Annotated in this window: 14 protein-coding genes; 4 read left to right on the forward strand and 10 right to left on the reverse strand. The window is 66.2% G+C overall.

The window, feature by feature from the left end; genetic code table 11:
- The first annotated feature begins 13 nt into the window (after positions 1-13).
- Positions 14-655 (forward strand): hypothetical protein, encoded by a 642-nt coding sequence (locus CKCBHOJB_RS04985; protein WP_281050913.1) that lies wholly within the window; start codon positions 14-16, stop codon positions 653-655.
- Between the two features lie 55 nt (positions 656-710).
- On the forward strand, positions 711-1316 hold the full coding sequence (locus tag CKCBHOJB_RS04990) for a GNAT family protein (RefSeq protein WP_281050914.1): 606 nt from the start codon (positions 711-713) through the stop codon (positions 1314-1316).
- Between the two features lie 19 nt (positions 1317-1335).
- Here the strand turns inward: CKCBHOJB_RS04990 and CKCBHOJB_RS04995 are convergent, their stop codons facing one another.
- From CKCBHOJB_RS04995 to CKCBHOJB_RS05010, 4 genes are all read right to left on the reverse strand, one after another.
- Positions 1336-2271 (reverse strand): GNAT family N-acetyltransferase, encoded by a 936-nt coding sequence (locus CKCBHOJB_RS04995; RefSeq protein ID WP_281050915.1) that lies wholly within the window; start codon positions 2269-2271, stop codon positions 1336-1338.
- A 5-nt stretch (positions 2272-2276) separates the two neighbouring features.
- Entirely contained in the window at positions 2277-3248 is a 972-nt protein-coding gene (locus CKCBHOJB_RS05000) for a hypothetical protein (protein WP_281050916.1), read from the reverse strand.
- Positions 3249-4517 (reverse strand): hypothetical protein, encoded by a 1269-nt coding sequence (locus tag CKCBHOJB_RS05005; protein ID WP_281050917.1) that lies wholly within the window; start codon positions 4515-4517, stop codon positions 3249-3251.
- 442 nt (positions 4518-4959) lie between these two features.
- The gene (locus tag CKCBHOJB_RS05010; protein WP_281050918.1) at positions 4960-6306 is read right to left on the reverse strand and encodes a UDP-glucose/GDP-mannose dehydrogenase family protein; all 1347 of its coding nucleotides are present in this window, start codon (positions 6304-6306) and stop codon (positions 4960-4962) included.
- 173 nt (positions 6307-6479) lie between these two features.
- On the opposite strand from CKCBHOJB_RS05010, the gene CKCBHOJB_RS05015 reads away from it, so the two are divergent.
- Complete coding sequence (locus CKCBHOJB_RS05015) at positions 6480-8867, forward strand: hypothetical protein (protein WP_281050919.1); 2388 nt, start codon at positions 6480-6482, stop codon at positions 8865-8867.
- A gap of 278 nt (positions 8868-9145) precedes the next feature.
- The gene (locus tag CKCBHOJB_RS05020) at positions 9146-9391 is read left to right on the forward strand and encodes a hypothetical protein (protein ID WP_281050920.1); all 246 of its coding nucleotides are present in this window, start codon (positions 9146-9148) and stop codon (positions 9389-9391) included.
- Between the two features lie 46 nt (positions 9392-9437).
- Here the strand turns inward: CKCBHOJB_RS05020 and CKCBHOJB_RS05025 are convergent, their stop codons facing one another.
- The 6 genes from CKCBHOJB_RS05025 to CKCBHOJB_RS05050 all read right to left on the reverse strand — a co-directional run bounded on the left by CKCBHOJB_RS05025 (position 9438) and on the right by CKCBHOJB_RS05050 (position 15952).
- On the reverse strand, positions 9438-10679 hold the full coding sequence (locus CKCBHOJB_RS05025; protein ID WP_281050921.1) for a pyridoxal-dependent decarboxylase, exosortase A system-associated: 1242 nt from the start codon (positions 10677-10679) through the stop codon (positions 9438-9440).
- Positions 10680-10733: 54 nt separating this feature from the next.
- Positions 10734-11861 (reverse strand): hypothetical protein, encoded by a 1128-nt coding sequence (locus CKCBHOJB_RS05030; protein WP_281050922.1) that lies wholly within the window; start codon positions 11859-11861, stop codon positions 10734-10736.
- Positions 11858-12178, reverse strand: a complete 321-nt coding sequence (locus CKCBHOJB_RS05035; protein ID WP_281050923.1) for a metal-sulfur cluster assembly factor — start codon at positions 12176-12178, stop codon at positions 11858-11860. The genes CKCBHOJB_RS05030 and CKCBHOJB_RS05035 overlap by 4 nt, the downstream gene beginning before the upstream one ends.
- A gap of 75 nt (positions 12179-12253) precedes the next feature.
- A complete protein-coding gene (locus CKCBHOJB_RS05040) occupies positions 12254-12823 on the reverse strand; it encodes a Uma2 family endonuclease (RefSeq protein ID WP_281050924.1) in 570 nt (189 codons plus the stop codon).
- A 64-nt stretch (positions 12824-12887) separates the two neighbouring features.
- Positions 12888-14684 (reverse strand): asparagine synthase C-terminal domain-containing protein, encoded by a 1797-nt coding sequence (locus CKCBHOJB_RS05045; RefSeq protein ID WP_348634860.1) that lies wholly within the window; start codon positions 14682-14684, stop codon positions 12888-12890.
- 110 nt (positions 14685-14794) lie between these two features.
- Positions 14795-15952, reverse strand: a complete 1158-nt coding sequence (locus tag CKCBHOJB_RS05050) for a hypothetical protein (RefSeq protein ID WP_281050925.1) — start codon at positions 15950-15952, stop codon at positions 14795-14797.
- Positions 15953-16105 lie beyond the last annotated feature (153 nt).

Below are 16105 nucleotides of genomic sequence, written 5' to 3' on the forward strand. Positions count from 1 at the left end.
GAGGGCAGCCGCAATGAAACTGAACTTGATTCTGGGCTTGGCGCTTGCCTTGTTTGCTTCATATTCCTTGCCTTCTTACGCGCAAAAATTGCCGGCGGAGTGCGGCCAAATAGGCGGTGGATATGGTCCATATGATTACCGTACCCATAAAAAGGAACTGGAGATCGTAGAAGGCGCGCACTTTACTCCAGAAGTGGAGCGTCTCGAACGTGGGAACAGGAGTGGAGCGAAGCCAGGGGGTGATATTGCCTACACCCTTGGGGCATCACCGAACCATCATCGCGCTTTGAAAGCGATGATGGATTTGGCGAGAAAGGAGAAAAGGGATCCACCATACGGAGTCCGCTATTCGGTGTCCTGCTGGTACCAGCGCGCTGAGGTTTATCGGCCCGACGATGGGATGGTCAAGGTGCTGCATGGGATCTTTTTGCTTCGGAGCGGGAAGAGGGCCGAGGCGGTCGGCAAACTTGAACAGGCGGCTTCGCTGGACTCGGGTGATGGCAACATCCAATACAACCTCGGTCTCGCCTACTTTGACGTCGGCCTGCACGAAAAGGCGCTTCAGAGCGCGCACCGTGCCTATGCGGCGGGTTTTCCGCTGCCTGGGCTACGGGAAAAGTTGAAGCGTGCGGGAAAGTGGCGCGCGGCGCAGTAGGGCCAACGAGTTCGCTCAGCCTTCGACGGATAGGTCGGTGGACAGGGGGTGAAGCTTGAAACTGGCGCTGTCGTACCTGTTGGCCAAACTCTATCGTGCTCGGGCATACGTGATCCTCGAGGCCGAATGTTCTTCAGTCGCGGCGTCAGGTGCGATGGACGACGAGCAGTTCTTTGTGCTGACTGCTTCGAATGTGCATGCGCATCGGGACGTCTGCGAAGCCTTGCTCGAACTCGGTGGCGATGTTGCGGACTACCTCGAAGATTTGCGTCGTGGGCGGGTAGTTGCCTTCGTGATCCTTCGTGCGGGGATGGTGGAGCATTACAGCTATGTCTTCGTGAAGAACAAGACGGCGTGCATTCTGGGTTTGGCCAATGGTACGGCCCTGATCGGCAACGACTTTACGGTGCCGAGTTACCGGGGCAGGGGATGTCAGTCGCGCTCGGTTGGTGCGCGTGCCGAGATCGCCCGTAGCCATGGTTTTGTGCGCATCGTTGCCGAGACGAGTCCCGATAACACAGCTTCGCAAAGAGGCTTGCAGAAAGGTGGAATGCGCCCTGCGGGGCGCATGGATCTTGTGGTGATCCTCAATACTCTGGTGGTCCGCTGGCGGAGGCCTGCTGGTTATCCGCTTCTGGGTTTCTGTTTGCGCACTTGCTGAACGTGTGTGGTGGCTGCTGTCATGCAGCACGCCGAATCCAGCGCTTGATTCGCTGCTTGAGGCCTATTCGATCGAGCGCTCTTACTGCAGTGTCCGATGCCGCGCTGATGCCTTGGTGAAGTCCCAACTTGATCCGATTGGCCAGGGTGGGGCGGAGCAAGAGTTCAATGGTGCATGGGATCTGATGTGTGCTGAAGAAGCGCTTGTGCTCGGAGTCGCCCTCGGTGAAGTCGAAGGCCGTGAAGCGCTGCTCGGCGAAAAGGCTTTCCATTGCGAGCCATTGCAGTACGGTGCCGGGCGACAGTTTGCTGTGCTCCGGGCGGTAGCCGAGGTAGGCGTACTGGAGGATCCCCTGATCGACGGGGCAGTAGAGGTAGGAGACGGGTTCTCCCTGTGCAAACAGCAGGAAGGCGCGCACCTCGTCACGCGTCGCGGCCTGGATTGCGTCATCGATAAAGTCTTTGTTGTCGGGCAGGCCGCAGTCGAGCAGCCGCTCCTGGTAGCTGTCGGCGGAGACCGGTCGGGCAAGGTTGAAGAACTCGGCAAGCTCTGCAGGCCCCTTGTAGCAGCGAAAGTCGAGGCCGCCTGCGTGATCGGCAAACTTGCGCACCTTTCGACTGATGCCTGAGCGCGTCTTGCTCGAGAACTTGGCCTGATAGGCGTCGAAGTCCCCGGTCATGTCGATGTAGGACCGCGTGTACGATTTCAGGGAATAGCTGATGTATCCATCTTCGCGTTCAACTGCGCTCGAAGCGTCTTCGCTGGGCGCGTTGGCCAGAAGGTAGCCGTCGAGTTCCGCGGGGAGCGGGGGAGGTTCAGGGGGAGCGTTGCAGTTGCGTATCTGGTCAAGCGAGAAAACTTTGCGCAGCACGCTGAAGCGGGTTTGACCGAGGGTGATCTCGCCGAGACGGTATTTGAGCGCGTACTCGAACGGGTGCCATTGGGCTGTATTCATCGGGGTCAGTGCAGTCGGCGCAGGGATTGTTCGACGTAGCGAATGGCGGTCGAGACCCCGCTGGTGTGCGGTAAAGGTAGCCCGTGCACGGTATCTGGCAATGGCGTCAGGTCATTGAAGCCCACCGTCGGCAGGGTGTTGCGATTACTGGCCAGGAAACTGCACAGGGCTTCAAAGCGCCGGACGACGATCGGGTCGGGTTTGGATTTTTTCGGGACCATGAGCTCGAAGTTGTGCGAAAGCGCAATGAACGACGACCAACCGGTTGCGTGTCCGCATTGCATGGCCTGTATGAGTTCGCGCGCACTGCAAGCGCCGATCTGAGCATGACGCAGATGCCCAAACCCATCTCGGAAAAGCGTCATCGGATAAACCTCGAGTCCGTTGCCTGCCGTGAAAGGCTCGCAGAGGCCGGCTGATTGGGGTTGTATGGCGCCGGGCGAGGATACAGACAGTGTCCGGTTGATGCTGCTGTCGAACCGCAAGCCATTTGCCGCAACTGCAGGGAGCGTGTCTTCGTTGCAGGCGAAGCTGCCCGAGCGAAACGCAGAAGGGGCTGTTGCCTGGCCGGCTTCGCGCAACAGCCGTAGCCCATGCCCGATGAGTGCCTCTTGCTCCTGCCTGCTGTAAAAGGAAAGGTGCTGGCGTTTGGCGGTGACGTTTGGCAGCAATGGCGATTTGGCTTCATCCGTCCACTCGGGGTGGAGATGAAGCTGCACTTCCTGTCCTGCTTGCTGGATGAGCCTAACGATGGTTGCCAGCGGCTCGATGCCGAAGCGTGCTGCAAAGAGAGGCTCGATGAAGAACACACCCCGAAGTCCGTGCCGAGCGAGGGTTTCCAGGGTTTTTGGCAATGCAAAATCGCCTGCTGCCGAGCGGCCGAAGACGTAGCGCTCGAAACTCGCCGGGAAGTCGCGCTCCAGCATCGCCCATCCGTTACACCAGATCTCGACATCGAAGGTGAGGAGAATGTTCACTTAGGTGTCCTTACGTGAACTGAATCCAAACTGTCGGCATGCCTTGCGCATCGCTCTCCCGGGGATGCTGACTATTGACTGCCGCGTGGCGCAGACGAACGGAGCTAGGTCATCATAGTCAAGGTAGACGCCACGGGCTCCCTCGCGTAGTCGAGTCGGGTGATGGATCAGGAGCCAGAGCAGTGCGCCCGGAAAGCGTTCGCCGTTGATCCAGGTTCGATGTACGAATTGGGTAGATATTGGAGCCGGTTGCCCAAGGACCGTGAGGTATTCGATTACGGCAAGCGGTACGCCATTGGCGCTGCACAAGCCGGCCCAGAAGTCGGTCCTCCCGACGGTGGGCTCGATTACCCAGAAGGAGCCATCCTCTGCCCGCTTGAGTTCGAGGGAGACTGGGCCGGAGAGATCGAGGCCGCTGAAGAACCGGGCTGTGAGTGCGTGCACTTCATCATTTGGCTCGGAGATGCCGATGGTTGTGTGCCCCATTGGCCTTGAATGGAGCTTACGGCCCTCAAAGCGGGCAATGATCTTTCCGTGGTCGAGGTAGAGGGCTCCGAACTGAATCTGATCGTCGCCTCCGGGGATGAACTCTTGGAGGAGGACGGGGAGGCTCGATGCAATTTTTTTGTGAGCGGCGGGCAGGTCTTCTGGTTGTTGTGCGATGAGCGTCTTGAACGCGGAGAGGGGCTGCACGGGTTTCGCAATAACGGGGAACCGCAGGCCAGCCAGAGCGATCGGCACCTCATCCAGCGTGTGAGCCAGATGGGATTTCGGGTAGTTCAGTCCCGTTTCGGCACAGCGCGCCTCGATTTCACTCTTGCTCAGCAGCGGCAGCAGGCGCGTAGCAGCGTGTGCCCATGAGAGCCGGAATCTGCGGCTAATGTGCTGCTGTGCGGCTTCGCCCAGGACTTGAACCATTCGATCATTGGTCAGGAACAGCACGGGGTGCACGTCCGGCCCCAAGGTTTTCGCAAGGGCGTCGAGATCATCGATGAGGGTGGGGCTGTTGATATCCGTCACGCGGCGGATTTGGGCAAGCCGGGTCTTCACACCGGGAAGCGCCATGTTCGATTCAAGTGCGATGACGGGAACCTTGGCGTGAGCAAGCTCGCGCACGATCCCCAGGCCGTGCGCACAAAGACCGACCACGACTGCAGGTGTAACCGCGGGCGAGAGCGACGTTGCGCCGCGCCTCGTCTGACGAAGCGCCAGGTTGAAAGCCACGCACTCGTCGTTCTCGCTTGAAGTCCTCTCGCGCTTGATTTTCATGGCTTACGCAATCACGAGCCCATCATCACCAATCGCGGGCCGCAGCTTGCGTCCTCCGGCAAAGCCTTGAGGTAGCTTAGCACCATTTAATTTCGTAAGAATGCGAATCGGTGTAAGCGAGGAAGTGCCCTGATCAGTGCATGCCCAGATGGGATTGCCGCCGGATAAGCACGGTGTCGGATGATTGGGGCATCGAGTCGCTGCATTCGCGGGCAAGCCCGCTCCCATGGTGGTGTTCAAACCATCTTGATGATCAGCCGCTTGCCGTAGGTGTGGGCGTATTTACGCAGGGTGGCGAAGGACGGCTAGTGCTTGTCGTTGCGCAGCGAGGCCTCGAGTTGTGATGACGCGCTTCTCGTCGTGCCCATGCGGGCTGCGACTTCTTCTTGCGTGAGGCCGGCTTGCTTGCGGGCCTTGCTTCGAATGCGCTGCTGGTGACGCATTACTGGGTCGAGTCGGGCTGGTTGCGGCCTACGCTGTAGTAATGCCAGCCGTCGTTGGCGAGGCGGTCCGAGTTGTAGAGATTCCGGCCGTCGATGATGAGCTTGTTGCGCAGCAGGCCTTCCATCTCGTCGAAGTCGGGTGCCCGGAACTGCTGCCACTCGGTGCAGATCGCCAGCGCGTGGGCGCCCTCGAGCACGTTGTACTTGTTGCTGGCGAGCGCCAGGTCGTTGCGCGGGCCGTAGATGCGCCGCATCTCGTCCATCGCCACCGGATCGTAGGCCTGCACCTTGGCGCCCGCGGCCCACAGCGCCTCGATCAGCGTGCGGCTGGGGGCTGCGCGCATGTCGTCGGTGTTGGGCTTGAAGGCCAGGCCCCAGACGGCGATGGTCTTGCCGGCGAGCTTGTCGGCGCCGCCGAAGTGGCGGGCGAGCTTGGCGAACAGGGTGGTCTTCTGGCGGTTGTTGACCGCCTCGACCGCCTTCAGCAGCGGGGCCTCGTAGCCGATCTGGTCGGCAGTGCGGCCCAGCGCCTGGACGTCCTTGGGGAAGCACGATCCGCCATAGCCGCAGCCGGGGTAGATGAAGTGGTAGCCGATGCGCGGGTCGGCGCCGATGCCCTTGCGCACCTCCTCGATGTCGGCGCCCAGCAGCTCGGCCATGTTGGCGAGCTCGTTCATGAAGCTGATCTTGGTGGCGAGCATCGCGTTGGCGGCGTACTTCGTGAGCTCGGCGCTCTTCACGTCCATGAACAGGGCGCGTTCGCGGTTGCGGTTGAAGGGCTCGTAGAGCTCGCGCATGCGCTCCTGCGCCTTGGCCGAGCGGGTGCCGATGATGATGCGGTCGGGCTTGAGGAAGTCGCCCACCGCGGCGCCTTCCTTGAGGAATTCGGGGTTGGAGACGACGTCGAAGGGGATCTCTTCGCCGCGCTCGGCGAGGATCTGCTCGATCTTGGCCTGCACCCTGTCGGCGGTGCCGACGGGGACGGTCGATTTATTGACGATGACGCGGTAGCGCGGCATGTGGCGGGCGATGCCCTCGGCGACGGCGAGCACGTACTTCAGGTCGGCCGAGCCGTCCTCGTCGGGTGGGGTGCCGACGGCGATGAACTGGACCTCGGCGTGCTTGACCGCCTCTTCCACGTCGGTGGTGAAGCGCAGCCGCCCGTCGGCGATGTTGCGCTCGACGATCGGCTGCAGGCCCGGCTCCCAGATCGGGATGACGCCCGCCTCGAGCTTGTCGATCTTGGCCTGATCGACGTCTATGCAGACCACGGTGTGGCCGACTTCCGCCATGCACGCGCCGGTGACCAGTCCGACGTAGCCGGTGCCGAAAATGCTCAGTTTCATCCGCTTCGATTCCGCAGTGGTGTATGCGCTCGAAGCTAGGCGGGCGGGATGAAAACGGCGTTACGGGGGTGTGATGGTGGTTTGAAATCTTGGCTAGACTGAGAGTCGGTCGAACAAGGCGCGGGCGGCGGCATATGCGGACGGATTCGAGGAGCAGGGGCAGTTCCCTGGCGTTGGCGTGCTGGATCCTGCTCGCGTTGTGCGGCGCGCTGGGGCTCGCGGTGTTTGCGCTGCGACATCCGTTTGGCGTAGCGATCGGAGGCGGAATCGCGATCGCCTTCCTGGCACTGATGAGCGTGCGGCGCGATGCCTGGCTGCTGTGCCTGCCGTCATTGGCGCCGGTGGTCGATCTGGCCGGATGGTCGGGGGCGATCCATCTGACCGAGAGCGACGCGCTGGTGATGAGCGCGCTGCTCGCGGGCAGCGTGCAGGCGATGCTGGCGGCGGCAGGTCGGATGGGGGCCGCGGTGGAGGCCGGCGGCGGGCGGGCCTGGCGCTTCGGGGTGATCCAGATTGCCCTGGTGGGCTTGCTCGGGCTGAGCTACATGGTGTCGACGCAGTGGTCGGCCGTGGGGGCGGCGGCGCGCGATGCGGCGTTGTTGATCGGTTACGGCACGGCGCTGAACGGACCGCGCGTGGCAAAGGGCTTCGTGTGGGCGGTGCTGTTGCTGCCGCTGCTGGCGCAGGCCTTGCGCGATCGGCCGCAGGCGGCGACGCGCTGCCTGGTGTGGGGGTTGGTGGCGGGGGCGGTGCTGGTGTCGCTGGCTGCGGTGTGGGAGCGCTGGGCCTTTACCGGGCTGTCGGACTTCGCGAGCGACTACCGCACCACGGCCTTGTTCTGGGAGATGAACGTGGGCGGCGCCACGCTGGACGGCTGGCTGGCGCTGACGGTGCCGGTGGCGTTGTGGTGGGTGCTGCGGCAGCGGGATGCGGGCTGGGAGGCGCCAGCGCTGTGGATCGGGTTGGCGGTGCTGGGCGTGCTGGCGTACGCGAGCTTTACGACGTTTTCGCGCGGGTTGTATCTGGGGCTGGCGGTCGGGGTGGTCGTGTTGCTGCTGGCGATGCTGCGGCACGGCGCGTGGCGGGTGTCGGTGACGAGCCTGCTGGGGTGGCTGGCCTATGCGGGCGTGCTGCTGTGGTTGCTGGCAGGGGGGTTCCAGACTGGCGGCTACCGCGGCGCGGGGGCGATGCTGGGCCTGGCCTTGGCGGTGTTCGGCGCGGCGCCGGTCGTGGCGGTGGCGTCGGCGCGGGCGCTCGGCGGGGCGGTGGTGCTGGCCCTCGCGGCTGCGGTGGCGAGTGTGGCGGCGATGCTCATGGTGCCCAAGGGGGTGTATCTGGCGTACGCGCTCAATGCCATGCTGCTGGGCGTGGCCTTGTTCAGCCGCTGGCCGGGCGCGCTCGAGCGCTGGGTCACGGGCGTGGTGATCGCCCTGCTGGGATGGCTGGCGGCGAATGCGGTGCTGGTGAGCCAGTACTGGGCCGAGTCGGATGGCCTGTTGCCGGCCATGTTCTGTGCGCTGTGGTTGTTTCTGCCCCTGGCCTGGGTGCGCATTCGGCCCGCTCGCTGCTGGCGGCCGACGCCGCATGGCTGGGTGCTGGTGTCGATGTGCCTGGGGGCGATCACGATCGTGGTGGTGAGCCTGAACACCTATTACGCGGCGACCCGGATGGAGCGTGCCGCCGCCGACCTGGAGGGTCGCCTTGCGCATTGGTCCTACGCGGCGTCCCTGCCTTCGGGGCAGGGGACGCAGTGGCTGGGCGTTGGCGTGGGCCAGTTCGCCGAGGCCTACTTCTGGCAGGCGCCGGAGGGGGTGTTTCCGGGTTCGCACGGCCTGGGCTTCGATGCAGGCAATACCTATCTCAAGCTCGGCGCGCCGCGGCATGTACTGGGCTTTGGCGAACTGTACCGGGTGTCGCAGCGGGTGTCGCCGGGCCTGATCGCGCCCCTGCAACTGGCGGTGCGCGTGCGTGCGCCCGAGGCCGATGCGCGCCTGACGGTGGAGGTGTGCCGCAAGCATCTGCTGTACGAGGCGGGGTGCACGGGGGGGCGGATTCGCGTGCCGAAGGGGGGCGCGTGGACGACGCAGCACCTGGTGCTGGATCCCGGTCGCCTGGGTGGATCGGGGGTGCCGCGGCTGACCGTGTTCTCGATCGCCAACAGTAGCCGTGCACTGCTCGAGGTCGATGACATCAGCCTGGTCGATGGGCGTGGGCGCGAGTTGCTGGACAACGGGCATTTCGCTCACGGGGCGGACTACTGGTTCTTCACCAGCGACCGTCACCACCTGCCCTGGCACGCGAAGAACCTGTGGTTGCACTTCTTCGTGGAGCAGGGCTGGATGGGGCTGGTGGCGTTCTCGCTGCTGTGTGCGGCGGCGGTGTGGCGCCTGACGCTGGGGCGGGGCGCTACCCATCCCCTGGCTCCGCCCCTGCTGGGCGGCCTGAGCGCCTTCTTCATCGTGGGCGCCTTCGACAGTCTGGTCGATGCGCCACGGCTGGCGACGCTGGCCTTCCTGCTGATGTTTACGGCGCTGGGGGTGAGGGGCGCGCGCGGGCGGTAGACGTCGACCGCGTTGGTGCAGCCCGTGGCGGTCGCCGCCGACAGGTGTCGGGAATTTTTACATTTTCGATTCCGATGTGCCGATTGCCGGATGTGGTCGGGTTTTATTTTGCGCGCAACTATATGATTTGACGCTTTTTGTTGTCAGCTTGGAGCGTCTGCGAACGATTTTTGCTTGTCGTATCGGCACAAGGGAGACGAGAACAACGCCTTCTGCATGATTGCCGGCTGGACTTGCTTGAGCCGGTCGATCGGTTCCCTCTTTTCTGAAGGGGCTGAATGATGGAACAGCGGACGCGGCACACGCTGCGGCGCTTGATCGAGTTGACCACGCGAGCGGTCGGCGGGGGCATGATGTCCCTGCCGAAGGCGGCCGAGACCCTGGAGTCGGCGGGGGTGCCGTTCGAGGTGGTCTGCCGGGTGCTGATGCCTTTCAAGGATGGTGCATCGCGGTTCGCCTCTTCGGCAGGCGAGCAGCGGGGCGGGGTGCGCATTCCGCCCGTGTCCGGATCGCGCAAGGCTTGAAGGCGCGCCGACGGTTCGCAGGCCTGCCCGCGAACCGCGCTGCCGATCAGACGAGCACTTCCACCACCCCGGGATGCCCGAGGAATCGCTGCGGGCTGGCGGTGGCACCGTAGGCGCCGGACTGGTAGATCGCCACCAGGTCGCCCGGCTGGGCGGCGGGCAGGTTCATGCGGTCGGCGAGCAGGTCGAGCGGGGTGCATAGCGGGCCGACCACCGAGACGTTTTCCGTTGCGCTGCCGTCCATGCGATTGGCGATCGCCACCGGGTAGTTCTTGCGGATGACCTGGCCGAAGTTGCCCGAGGCCGAGAGGTGGTGGTGCAGGCCGCCGTCGGTGACCAGGTAGGTGTGGCCGCGCGAGACCTTCCTGTCCAGCACGCGCGCGACGTAGAGGCCGGCCTCGCCGACCAGATAGCGGCCGAGTTCGATGACGATCTCCGCCTGCGGCAGCGCGCTGCGGGCCTGAGCGACGATGTCGGCGAGATTGGCGCCGATGGGCGCGAGGTCCAGCGGCTGCTCGCCCGGGAAATAGGGGATGCCGAAGCCGCCGCCGAGGTTGAGGAACTTCACCGGCGAGGGCGCGTGTTCCGCCAGCCGGCAGGCGAGGGCGAAGCTCTTCTGCTGGGCCTCGACGATGGCCTCGGGCTTGAGGTTCTGCGAGCCGGCGAAGAGGTGGAAGCCCTCGAAGGCGAGCCCGGCGCGACCGATTTCCGCCAGCAGCGCGGGCACCTCTTCGGCATCGACACCGAACTGCTTCGGCCCGCCGCCCATCTTCATGCCCGAGGCCTTGAGCTCGAAATCCGGATTGACGCGCACCGCGACCCTCGCCGGCAGCCCGAGTGCCTGCTGCGCGGCGGCCAGGATCGGCAGCTCGCGGAAGGATTCGACATTGACCAGGATGCCGGCGGCGACCGCCTGCTGCAGCTCGGCCTCGGTCTTGCCGGGGCCGGCGAAGCTGATCTCCTGCGGATCGGCACCGGCGTCGAGCGCGACCAGCAGCTCGCCCGCCGAGGCGACGTCGATGCCATCGACCAGCCGCGCCATGTGGCACACCAGTGCCGGCATCGGGTTGGCCTTCATCGCGTAGTGCAGCTTGACCGCCGCCGGCAGCGCGGCACGCAGCTGCGCCACGCGCGCGTCGAGCAGGCTGCGGTCGTAGGCGTAGAAGGGCGTGCGCCCGACCCGCGCGGCGATGCGGCCGATCGGCTGGCCGTTGATCAGCAGTTCGCCTCCTGCGCTGCGGAACTGCGACATCGGGGCGTGGACGGGCGGCTGGCGGGTCTCGGTCATGGTGCGCTCGGGGATCTACAGGCTGGCTGGGATTGTAGTGGCTGGCGGCGCGGGCTATCTGGTCGCGCTGCTCGCACGTCGGCGCGTGCTGCGGGCGGCGGGCTGGCGGGCGCCGCGGATGACGCTGGCGATCATGGTGGCGATGAAGACCGCCAGCGTGGCGGCATTGGCGAGCGCGCCCCACTGCCGCAGCGCGAGGCTCTCGCCCAGGCCCCCGAACACGCGCAGCGCGAGCGAGAGGTGGAGCAGCGCGAGCGGCACGTAGAAGAAGGGGTGATAGGGAATCTTCACCTTGAGCACGGCCGGGAAGATGATCGCCGCGTGGCCGAAGACCATCGCGAACACGAAGCCGAGCGCGATCGCATGCATCGCGGTGTCGTGCAGCGCATGGCCGGGCGCGAAGCCGCCGCCCAGGCCCGCGATGGCGCCGGCGCCGAGCCAGACGTAGCCGGTGAGCAGGCAGATGCCGATGAAGCGGGTGAGGCCGTGCTGGCCGGCGGTGTGGCGGGCGATGTCGAACACCAGCAGCCAGAGGGCGAGGGCGAGCAGGCCGGCGGCGAACAGTGTCGACCCGAGGGTGTCGGTGATCCCGAACGATGCGACCAGCGCGCCGGCGAGGATGACCCCGCTGACGACGATGAAGCTGGGCGCCGCCGCCGGTCGCACGGGCAGGAAGCGGGTGAGCTCCAGGCGTTCGCCGGCCACCGTCAGCACCAGGAAGGCGAGCCAGAACGGCACGGCGGCATGCAGGTTGCCGCCCGCGATCCACACCAGGTTGCCGGTGAGCCAGCACGCCGCGCCGATGGCCAGCATGACGGTGAACAGCGCCAGCTGCCGCCGGGTGACGACCACGCTGCCGGCAACGAGCACGCTTGAGGCGAGCAGGAGCAGGCTCTGCGCGACCACCAGCGGACCGCCCAGCATCAGCAGCACGCCACCGCCACCGGCGAGCGCCGGCCCGAGGTAGGGCCACAGACCGCCGAGCGCGACCGCACGTTCCAGGCTGATGACCGTGCCGAAGAAGGCGCCGATCATCAGCGCCGCATGGCTGCCGGCCTGCATGGCGCCGAAATCCGGCACGCTCACGCCCACCCGCGCCAGCCCGGCGAGCACGCCGGTGACCAGCGAGGCCAGCCCGAGCACCAGCAGCGGCACCCGGGCGAGCGGGGGCAGGGTGTTCATCGCTTCCAGCCGAAGTGCTCGCGCGCCTCGGGCGCCATCTTCTCCGGGCTCCAGGGCGGATCCCAGACGATCTCCACGCGGATGTCCACCTCGGGCGGCACCATCGGGTCGAGGATGCGGTCGATGTCGTCGAGGATCATGTCGGCCATCGGGCACGCCGGCGAGGTCATCGTCATCTCGATGTAGAGCGCGCCGGGCTGGCTCTCGATCTTGTAGATGAGGCCCAGATCGACGATGTTCATGCCGACTTCGGGGTCCATGACCAGGCGCAGCGCGCTGCGGATGGCTTCGGTGTCGGGGGTGGGGAGGGGATTCATGGGCGGTATTGTCGTTGTCGTCGGCTGCCCGCCGAAAGGGGAAGTGTGGGCAGCATCGCGGAGAAACGGGTGTCTTCAGGGCTGCTCGTCGAGATCCTCGAAGGCCTCGGCGGGCGACAGCGCCATGTCGACGCTCTCCAGTTTCAGCGCGGGGCCGCTGCCCTCGCTCTCGAGCAGGATCCAGTGGTCGGCTTCGCGGCGATAGAGTTCGAGGCGGCGCTGGTCGATGTCGACCAGCAGGTATTCCTGCAGGTCGGCGAGCTTGCGGTAGGCGGCGAATTTGGTGCCGCGGTCGTAGGCTGCGGTGGAGTCGGAGAGGACCTCGACGACCAGCTTGGGGTGCTCGATCGCGAGTTCCGCGCGGCGGTCGCGCTCGTCGCAGGTGACCATCACGTCGGGGTAGAAGTAGGCGTCGGCTTCGGCGACGAAGAGTTTCATGTCGGCGATGAAGCTGCGGCAGCGGCTCCCCGCAAGATGGCTGCGCAGGCGTGCGTAAATGGCCCCGGCTGCGAGCGCGTGGTTCTGCCGCACCCCCACCATCGCGAACACCTCTCCCGCGATGTACTCGTGCTTGTCCGGCTGCTGGGCCTCCCAGTCGAGGTAGGCCTGGCGATTGAGCGGTGCGGCTTCCCGTGCGTGTCCCATGGCGAGGCTCCTGATGCGTTGCCGCCATTGTGGGCGAGCAGGCGCCGGCGTTCAATGCAGCGGATCAATCGAGGCGGACGCCATCGGAATGCCCGCGCATCCAGAACTCCATCATCATCAGGATCCACACCATCTCGCCGTAGTAGCCGGGGTGGGCGGGCAGGTGGGTCGTCAGCAGCGCGTCGATGAAGCCCGGGCGCACGATGCCGCGCTGGCGGAAGCTGCCCAGCGCATCGGCGGCGAGCGCCTTCAGCCCCGCATCTTGGCAGGCCCACACGCCGAAGGGCAGGCCGAAGCCGTGCTTCTTCTTGGCGATGATCTCGTCGGGCAGGAAGCCGCGCAGCGCCTCCTTGAAGAACCAGCGCAGGGTCAGGCGCTTGAGCTTCCAGTCGGGCGGCAGGCCGGTGGAGAAGTCGGCGAGCTCGTCCGACAGCAGCGGGAAGGCCACATCCACCCCGGCGAGCTGGGTGGTGCCGATGACCTTGGGCAGGTCGTTGTCGGCCAGCGTGTATTTCCAGTCGTAGTTGAGCATCAGGTTGATGTGCGAGCGCGCATTGGTCGCCTGCCACACCGCGCGCTGCTCGACATTCGGCCGGCCGGTGTCGACGCGGGCGAGGAAGTCGGGCTCGAACACGTTGTCCATGCCCAGGCGCAGGAGCATGTTGTACATGTGGATGCGGTCGGGCATGGGCACGCGCGCCTGCTCGACGTAGCTGACGCCCTTCTTCGCGACCGGGATGCGGTCCATGCCGGGCAGCGCCAGCGCCGGTTCGAGCAGGCCGCGGCGCAGCAGGCCTGGCACCTCGTCGTACCAGCCGAACACGCGCTGCTTGGCGTAGCGGCTGTTGCCGCCGAAGAGCTCGTCGCCACCGTCGCCGGCGAGCATGCGCTCGACGCCGTCCTCGCGCGCGCGCCTGGCGCAGATCCAGCCCGGGAGCGCCGAGGAGTTGCCGAAGGGCTGGTCGTAGTGGATGGCGACCTTGGGGATGCCGTCGACCAGGTCGGCGGGGGTGACGTAGTACTCCCGATGCTCGGCGCCGAAGCGCTTCGCGGCGATGCGCGCGTACGCCATCTCGTCGTAGCCGCTGGCGTCGAAGCCGATCGAGTAGGCGCGCGCGGGCCGGCCGAGCACCTTGCACAGCATGCCGGTGACGGTGGAGCTGTCGGTGCCGCCGGAGAGGAAGCAGCCCACGCTGGCGCCCTCGGCCTCGCGCCGCACGCCGTCCTGGACGATCTGCAGGAAGCGCGCCCTGGCCTCGTCGAAGCCGGGGGCGGCGTCCTCGTCGAACTGCGGATTCCACCAGCGCCGGCATTCGGCCTTGCCGTCCTGCCACTTGAGCAGGTGGCCGTGGGGCAGGCGGGCGATGCCGTCGAAGATGGTCGCCGGCGCCGGGATCATGTGGAAGAACAGGTATTCGAACACCGACTGCGGGGCGATGTGGCGCTCCACGCCCGGGACCGTGTCGGCGCGGTCGGAGAAGTGCAGGCGGCCGTCGCGCTCGGCATAGCAGATCGGCCAGGTGCCGAAGCGGTCGGTGGCGAGCACGGCCTCGCGGCCGTCGTCGGCGATCATCGCCACGCAGAAGCGGCCCGCGGCCTGACCGACCGCGTCGTCGCCGAAGCGGGCGAAGGCCTGCGCCCAGGCCGCCGCCGCGCCCAGGCGGGTGTTGGCCTGCTCCAGCGCATCGTCATGAAAGCGCGGCCGCCCGAGCGCCAGGTAAAACCGTCCGCCTTCCTGGTAGGTGCCGACCTCGGCCTGGCAGGCCACCGCCCCGGCGGGAAACTGCAGCCGCGCCATGTCCGCGGGCAGGGCGGCCGCCGCTTCCGGCGTGCCGAGAACCCCACTAAATCGTTCGCGCACGACTCTCTCCCTCGACCCCGATGCCGGGCCGCGTTTCATCCAACCTATTTAATGATGCTCCATGCCGCAGGGATTGTCAGTGAACTGTCGGACAGGTGGGCGCGCGCTGGTCAGTACCCCAGCTGCACCGCCCCGGGCAGCCAGTCGGCGGGCGGGGGCAGCGGGCGGGTGCCGATGGGCAGGGCGAACTCGGCGTCCGGCTGCAGCGACACGCCGCGTGCGCTGCCGGCGGGGGTGGTGAGCTTGCGCAGCAGGCCGGCGCCGAGCGGGCGGAAGTCGAGCGTGGCCGGGTCCTGCAGCGCGCCGGGCGGCAGCGGCAGGTTGCCGCGGTAGTCGCCGCCGTTGACCAGGGTGAGGCTGCCGAGCCCGACGCTGAGGTTGTTGATGCCGACGATCTCCACGTCCGCGGGCAGCCTGTCGGGCCAGGTGCGCAGGAACAGGGTGCCGGTGTGGCGGTCGCTGAGCAGGGTGTTGTGGGCGAGATGGAGCGCGCTCTCCGGCCAGGCATCGCCCTCCGCGCCGTAGGAAACCACCACCGGGTTCTGCGTGCCGGCGCTCTGGCCGACGATGTTGCCGACGACGAAGGCGAGCCCGCCGTTGGGCAGGTCGATCTCGTAGGAGGCTTCGCCCTGGGGGCCGTCGTAGATCAGGTTGTAGCGGATGTCGTTGTAGCGCGCGCGCGACTTCAGCAGATGGCCGCGGTAGCCGTCGTGGAAGCGGCTGCCGCTGAGCTCGAAGCGCCCGATGCGGCCGACGTAGAGCAGGTGGGGCAAGTCGGCGCCCTCGCGCGGCGCCCGGGCGAACACGCTGTCGCGGATCACCAGTTCGGCATCGTCGAAGTTGGCGGTGAGGATGCCGTTCTGGTTGTCGAGGAAGACGCTGTTGCGCACCTCCAGCCGGCCGCGCTCGAAGCGGATGCCGGCGCCGTTGTGATCGGTCGCGCGCGCGCCGCGGAACTCGATGTTGTCGATGACGAAGTCGCCGTTGGCGATCACCCAGATCGCCTTGCCGTCGGCGATCCTGCCGTCGGCGATCAGCACCGGGCGCTCGCCGACGCCACGGATGACGAGATGCTTCTGCCGCCACGTCGCGACGTCGCCGCGGTATTCGCCGGGCAGGATCTCGACGATGTCGCCGTCCTTGGCCCGCTTGGCGGCGTCGGCGATGCGGGTGATCGCTTCGCCGGGGCCGACGCGCAGCACCGCTGCCTGTGCTTGTGCAGCGGCGAAGGAGGAGACCCACCCGAGGGCCAGGACGAGCGCTTTCATGAAACTCATCATAGGCAGGGCGGGTGGCATCCGCATCCCCGGTCACGACCTCGAGGCTGTCGTGCTTCCGTGGGAGCGGCGGCAGCCGCGAAATTCGATCCTCGATATCCACCCGCTTCGAACGCAGCCGCAATGTTCGCGGCTGCCGCCGCT

It is taken from the genome of Thauera sp. GDN1 (assembly GCF_029223545.1).
Taxonomy (GTDB): domain Bacteria; phylum Pseudomonadota; class Gammaproteobacteria; order Burkholderiales; family Rhodocyclaceae; genus Thauera.

Excerpts from the sequence above, each read along its gene's own strand:
- CKCBHOJB_RS04995 (WP_281050915.1), bottom strand. The coding sequence starts at position 2,271 with ATGAATACAGCCCAATGGCACCCGTTCGAGTACGCGCTCAAATACCGT.
- CKCBHOJB_RS04985 (WP_281050913.1), top strand. The coding sequence starts at position 14 with ATGAAACTGAACTTGATTCTGGGCTTGGCGCTTGCCTTGTTTGCTTCA.
- CKCBHOJB_RS05025 (WP_281050921.1), bottom strand. The coding sequence starts at position 10,679 with ATGACCGAGACCCGCCAGCCGCCCGTCCACGCCCCGATGTCGCAGTTC.
- CKCBHOJB_RS05040 (WP_281050924.1), bottom strand. The coding sequence starts at position 12,823 with ATGGGACACGCACGGGAAGCCGCACCGCTCAATCGCCAGGCCTACCTC.
- CKCBHOJB_RS05010 (WP_281050918.1), bottom strand. The coding sequence starts at position 6,306 with ATGAAACTGAGCATTTTCGGCACCGGCTACGTCGGACTGGTCACCGGC.
- CKCBHOJB_RS05035 (WP_281050923.1), bottom strand. The coding sequence starts at position 12,178 with ATGAATCCCCTCCCCACCCCCGACACCGAAGCCATCCGCAGCGCGCTG.
- CKCBHOJB_RS05030 (WP_281050922.1), bottom strand. The coding sequence starts at position 11,861 with ATGAACACCCTGCCCCCGCTCGCCCGGGTGCCGCTGCTGGTGCTCGGG.
- CKCBHOJB_RS05020 (WP_281050920.1), top strand. The coding sequence starts at position 9,146 with ATGATGGAACAGCGGACGCGGCACACGCTGCGGCGCTTGATCGAGTTG.
- CKCBHOJB_RS05050 (WP_281050925.1), bottom strand. The coding sequence starts at position 15,952 with ATGAAAGCGCTCGTCCTGGCCCTCGGGTGGGTCTCCTCCTTCGCCGCT.
- CKCBHOJB_RS05005 (WP_281050917.1), bottom strand. The coding sequence starts at position 4,517 with ATGAAAATCAAGCGCGAGAGGACTTCAAGCGAGAACGACGAGTGCGTG.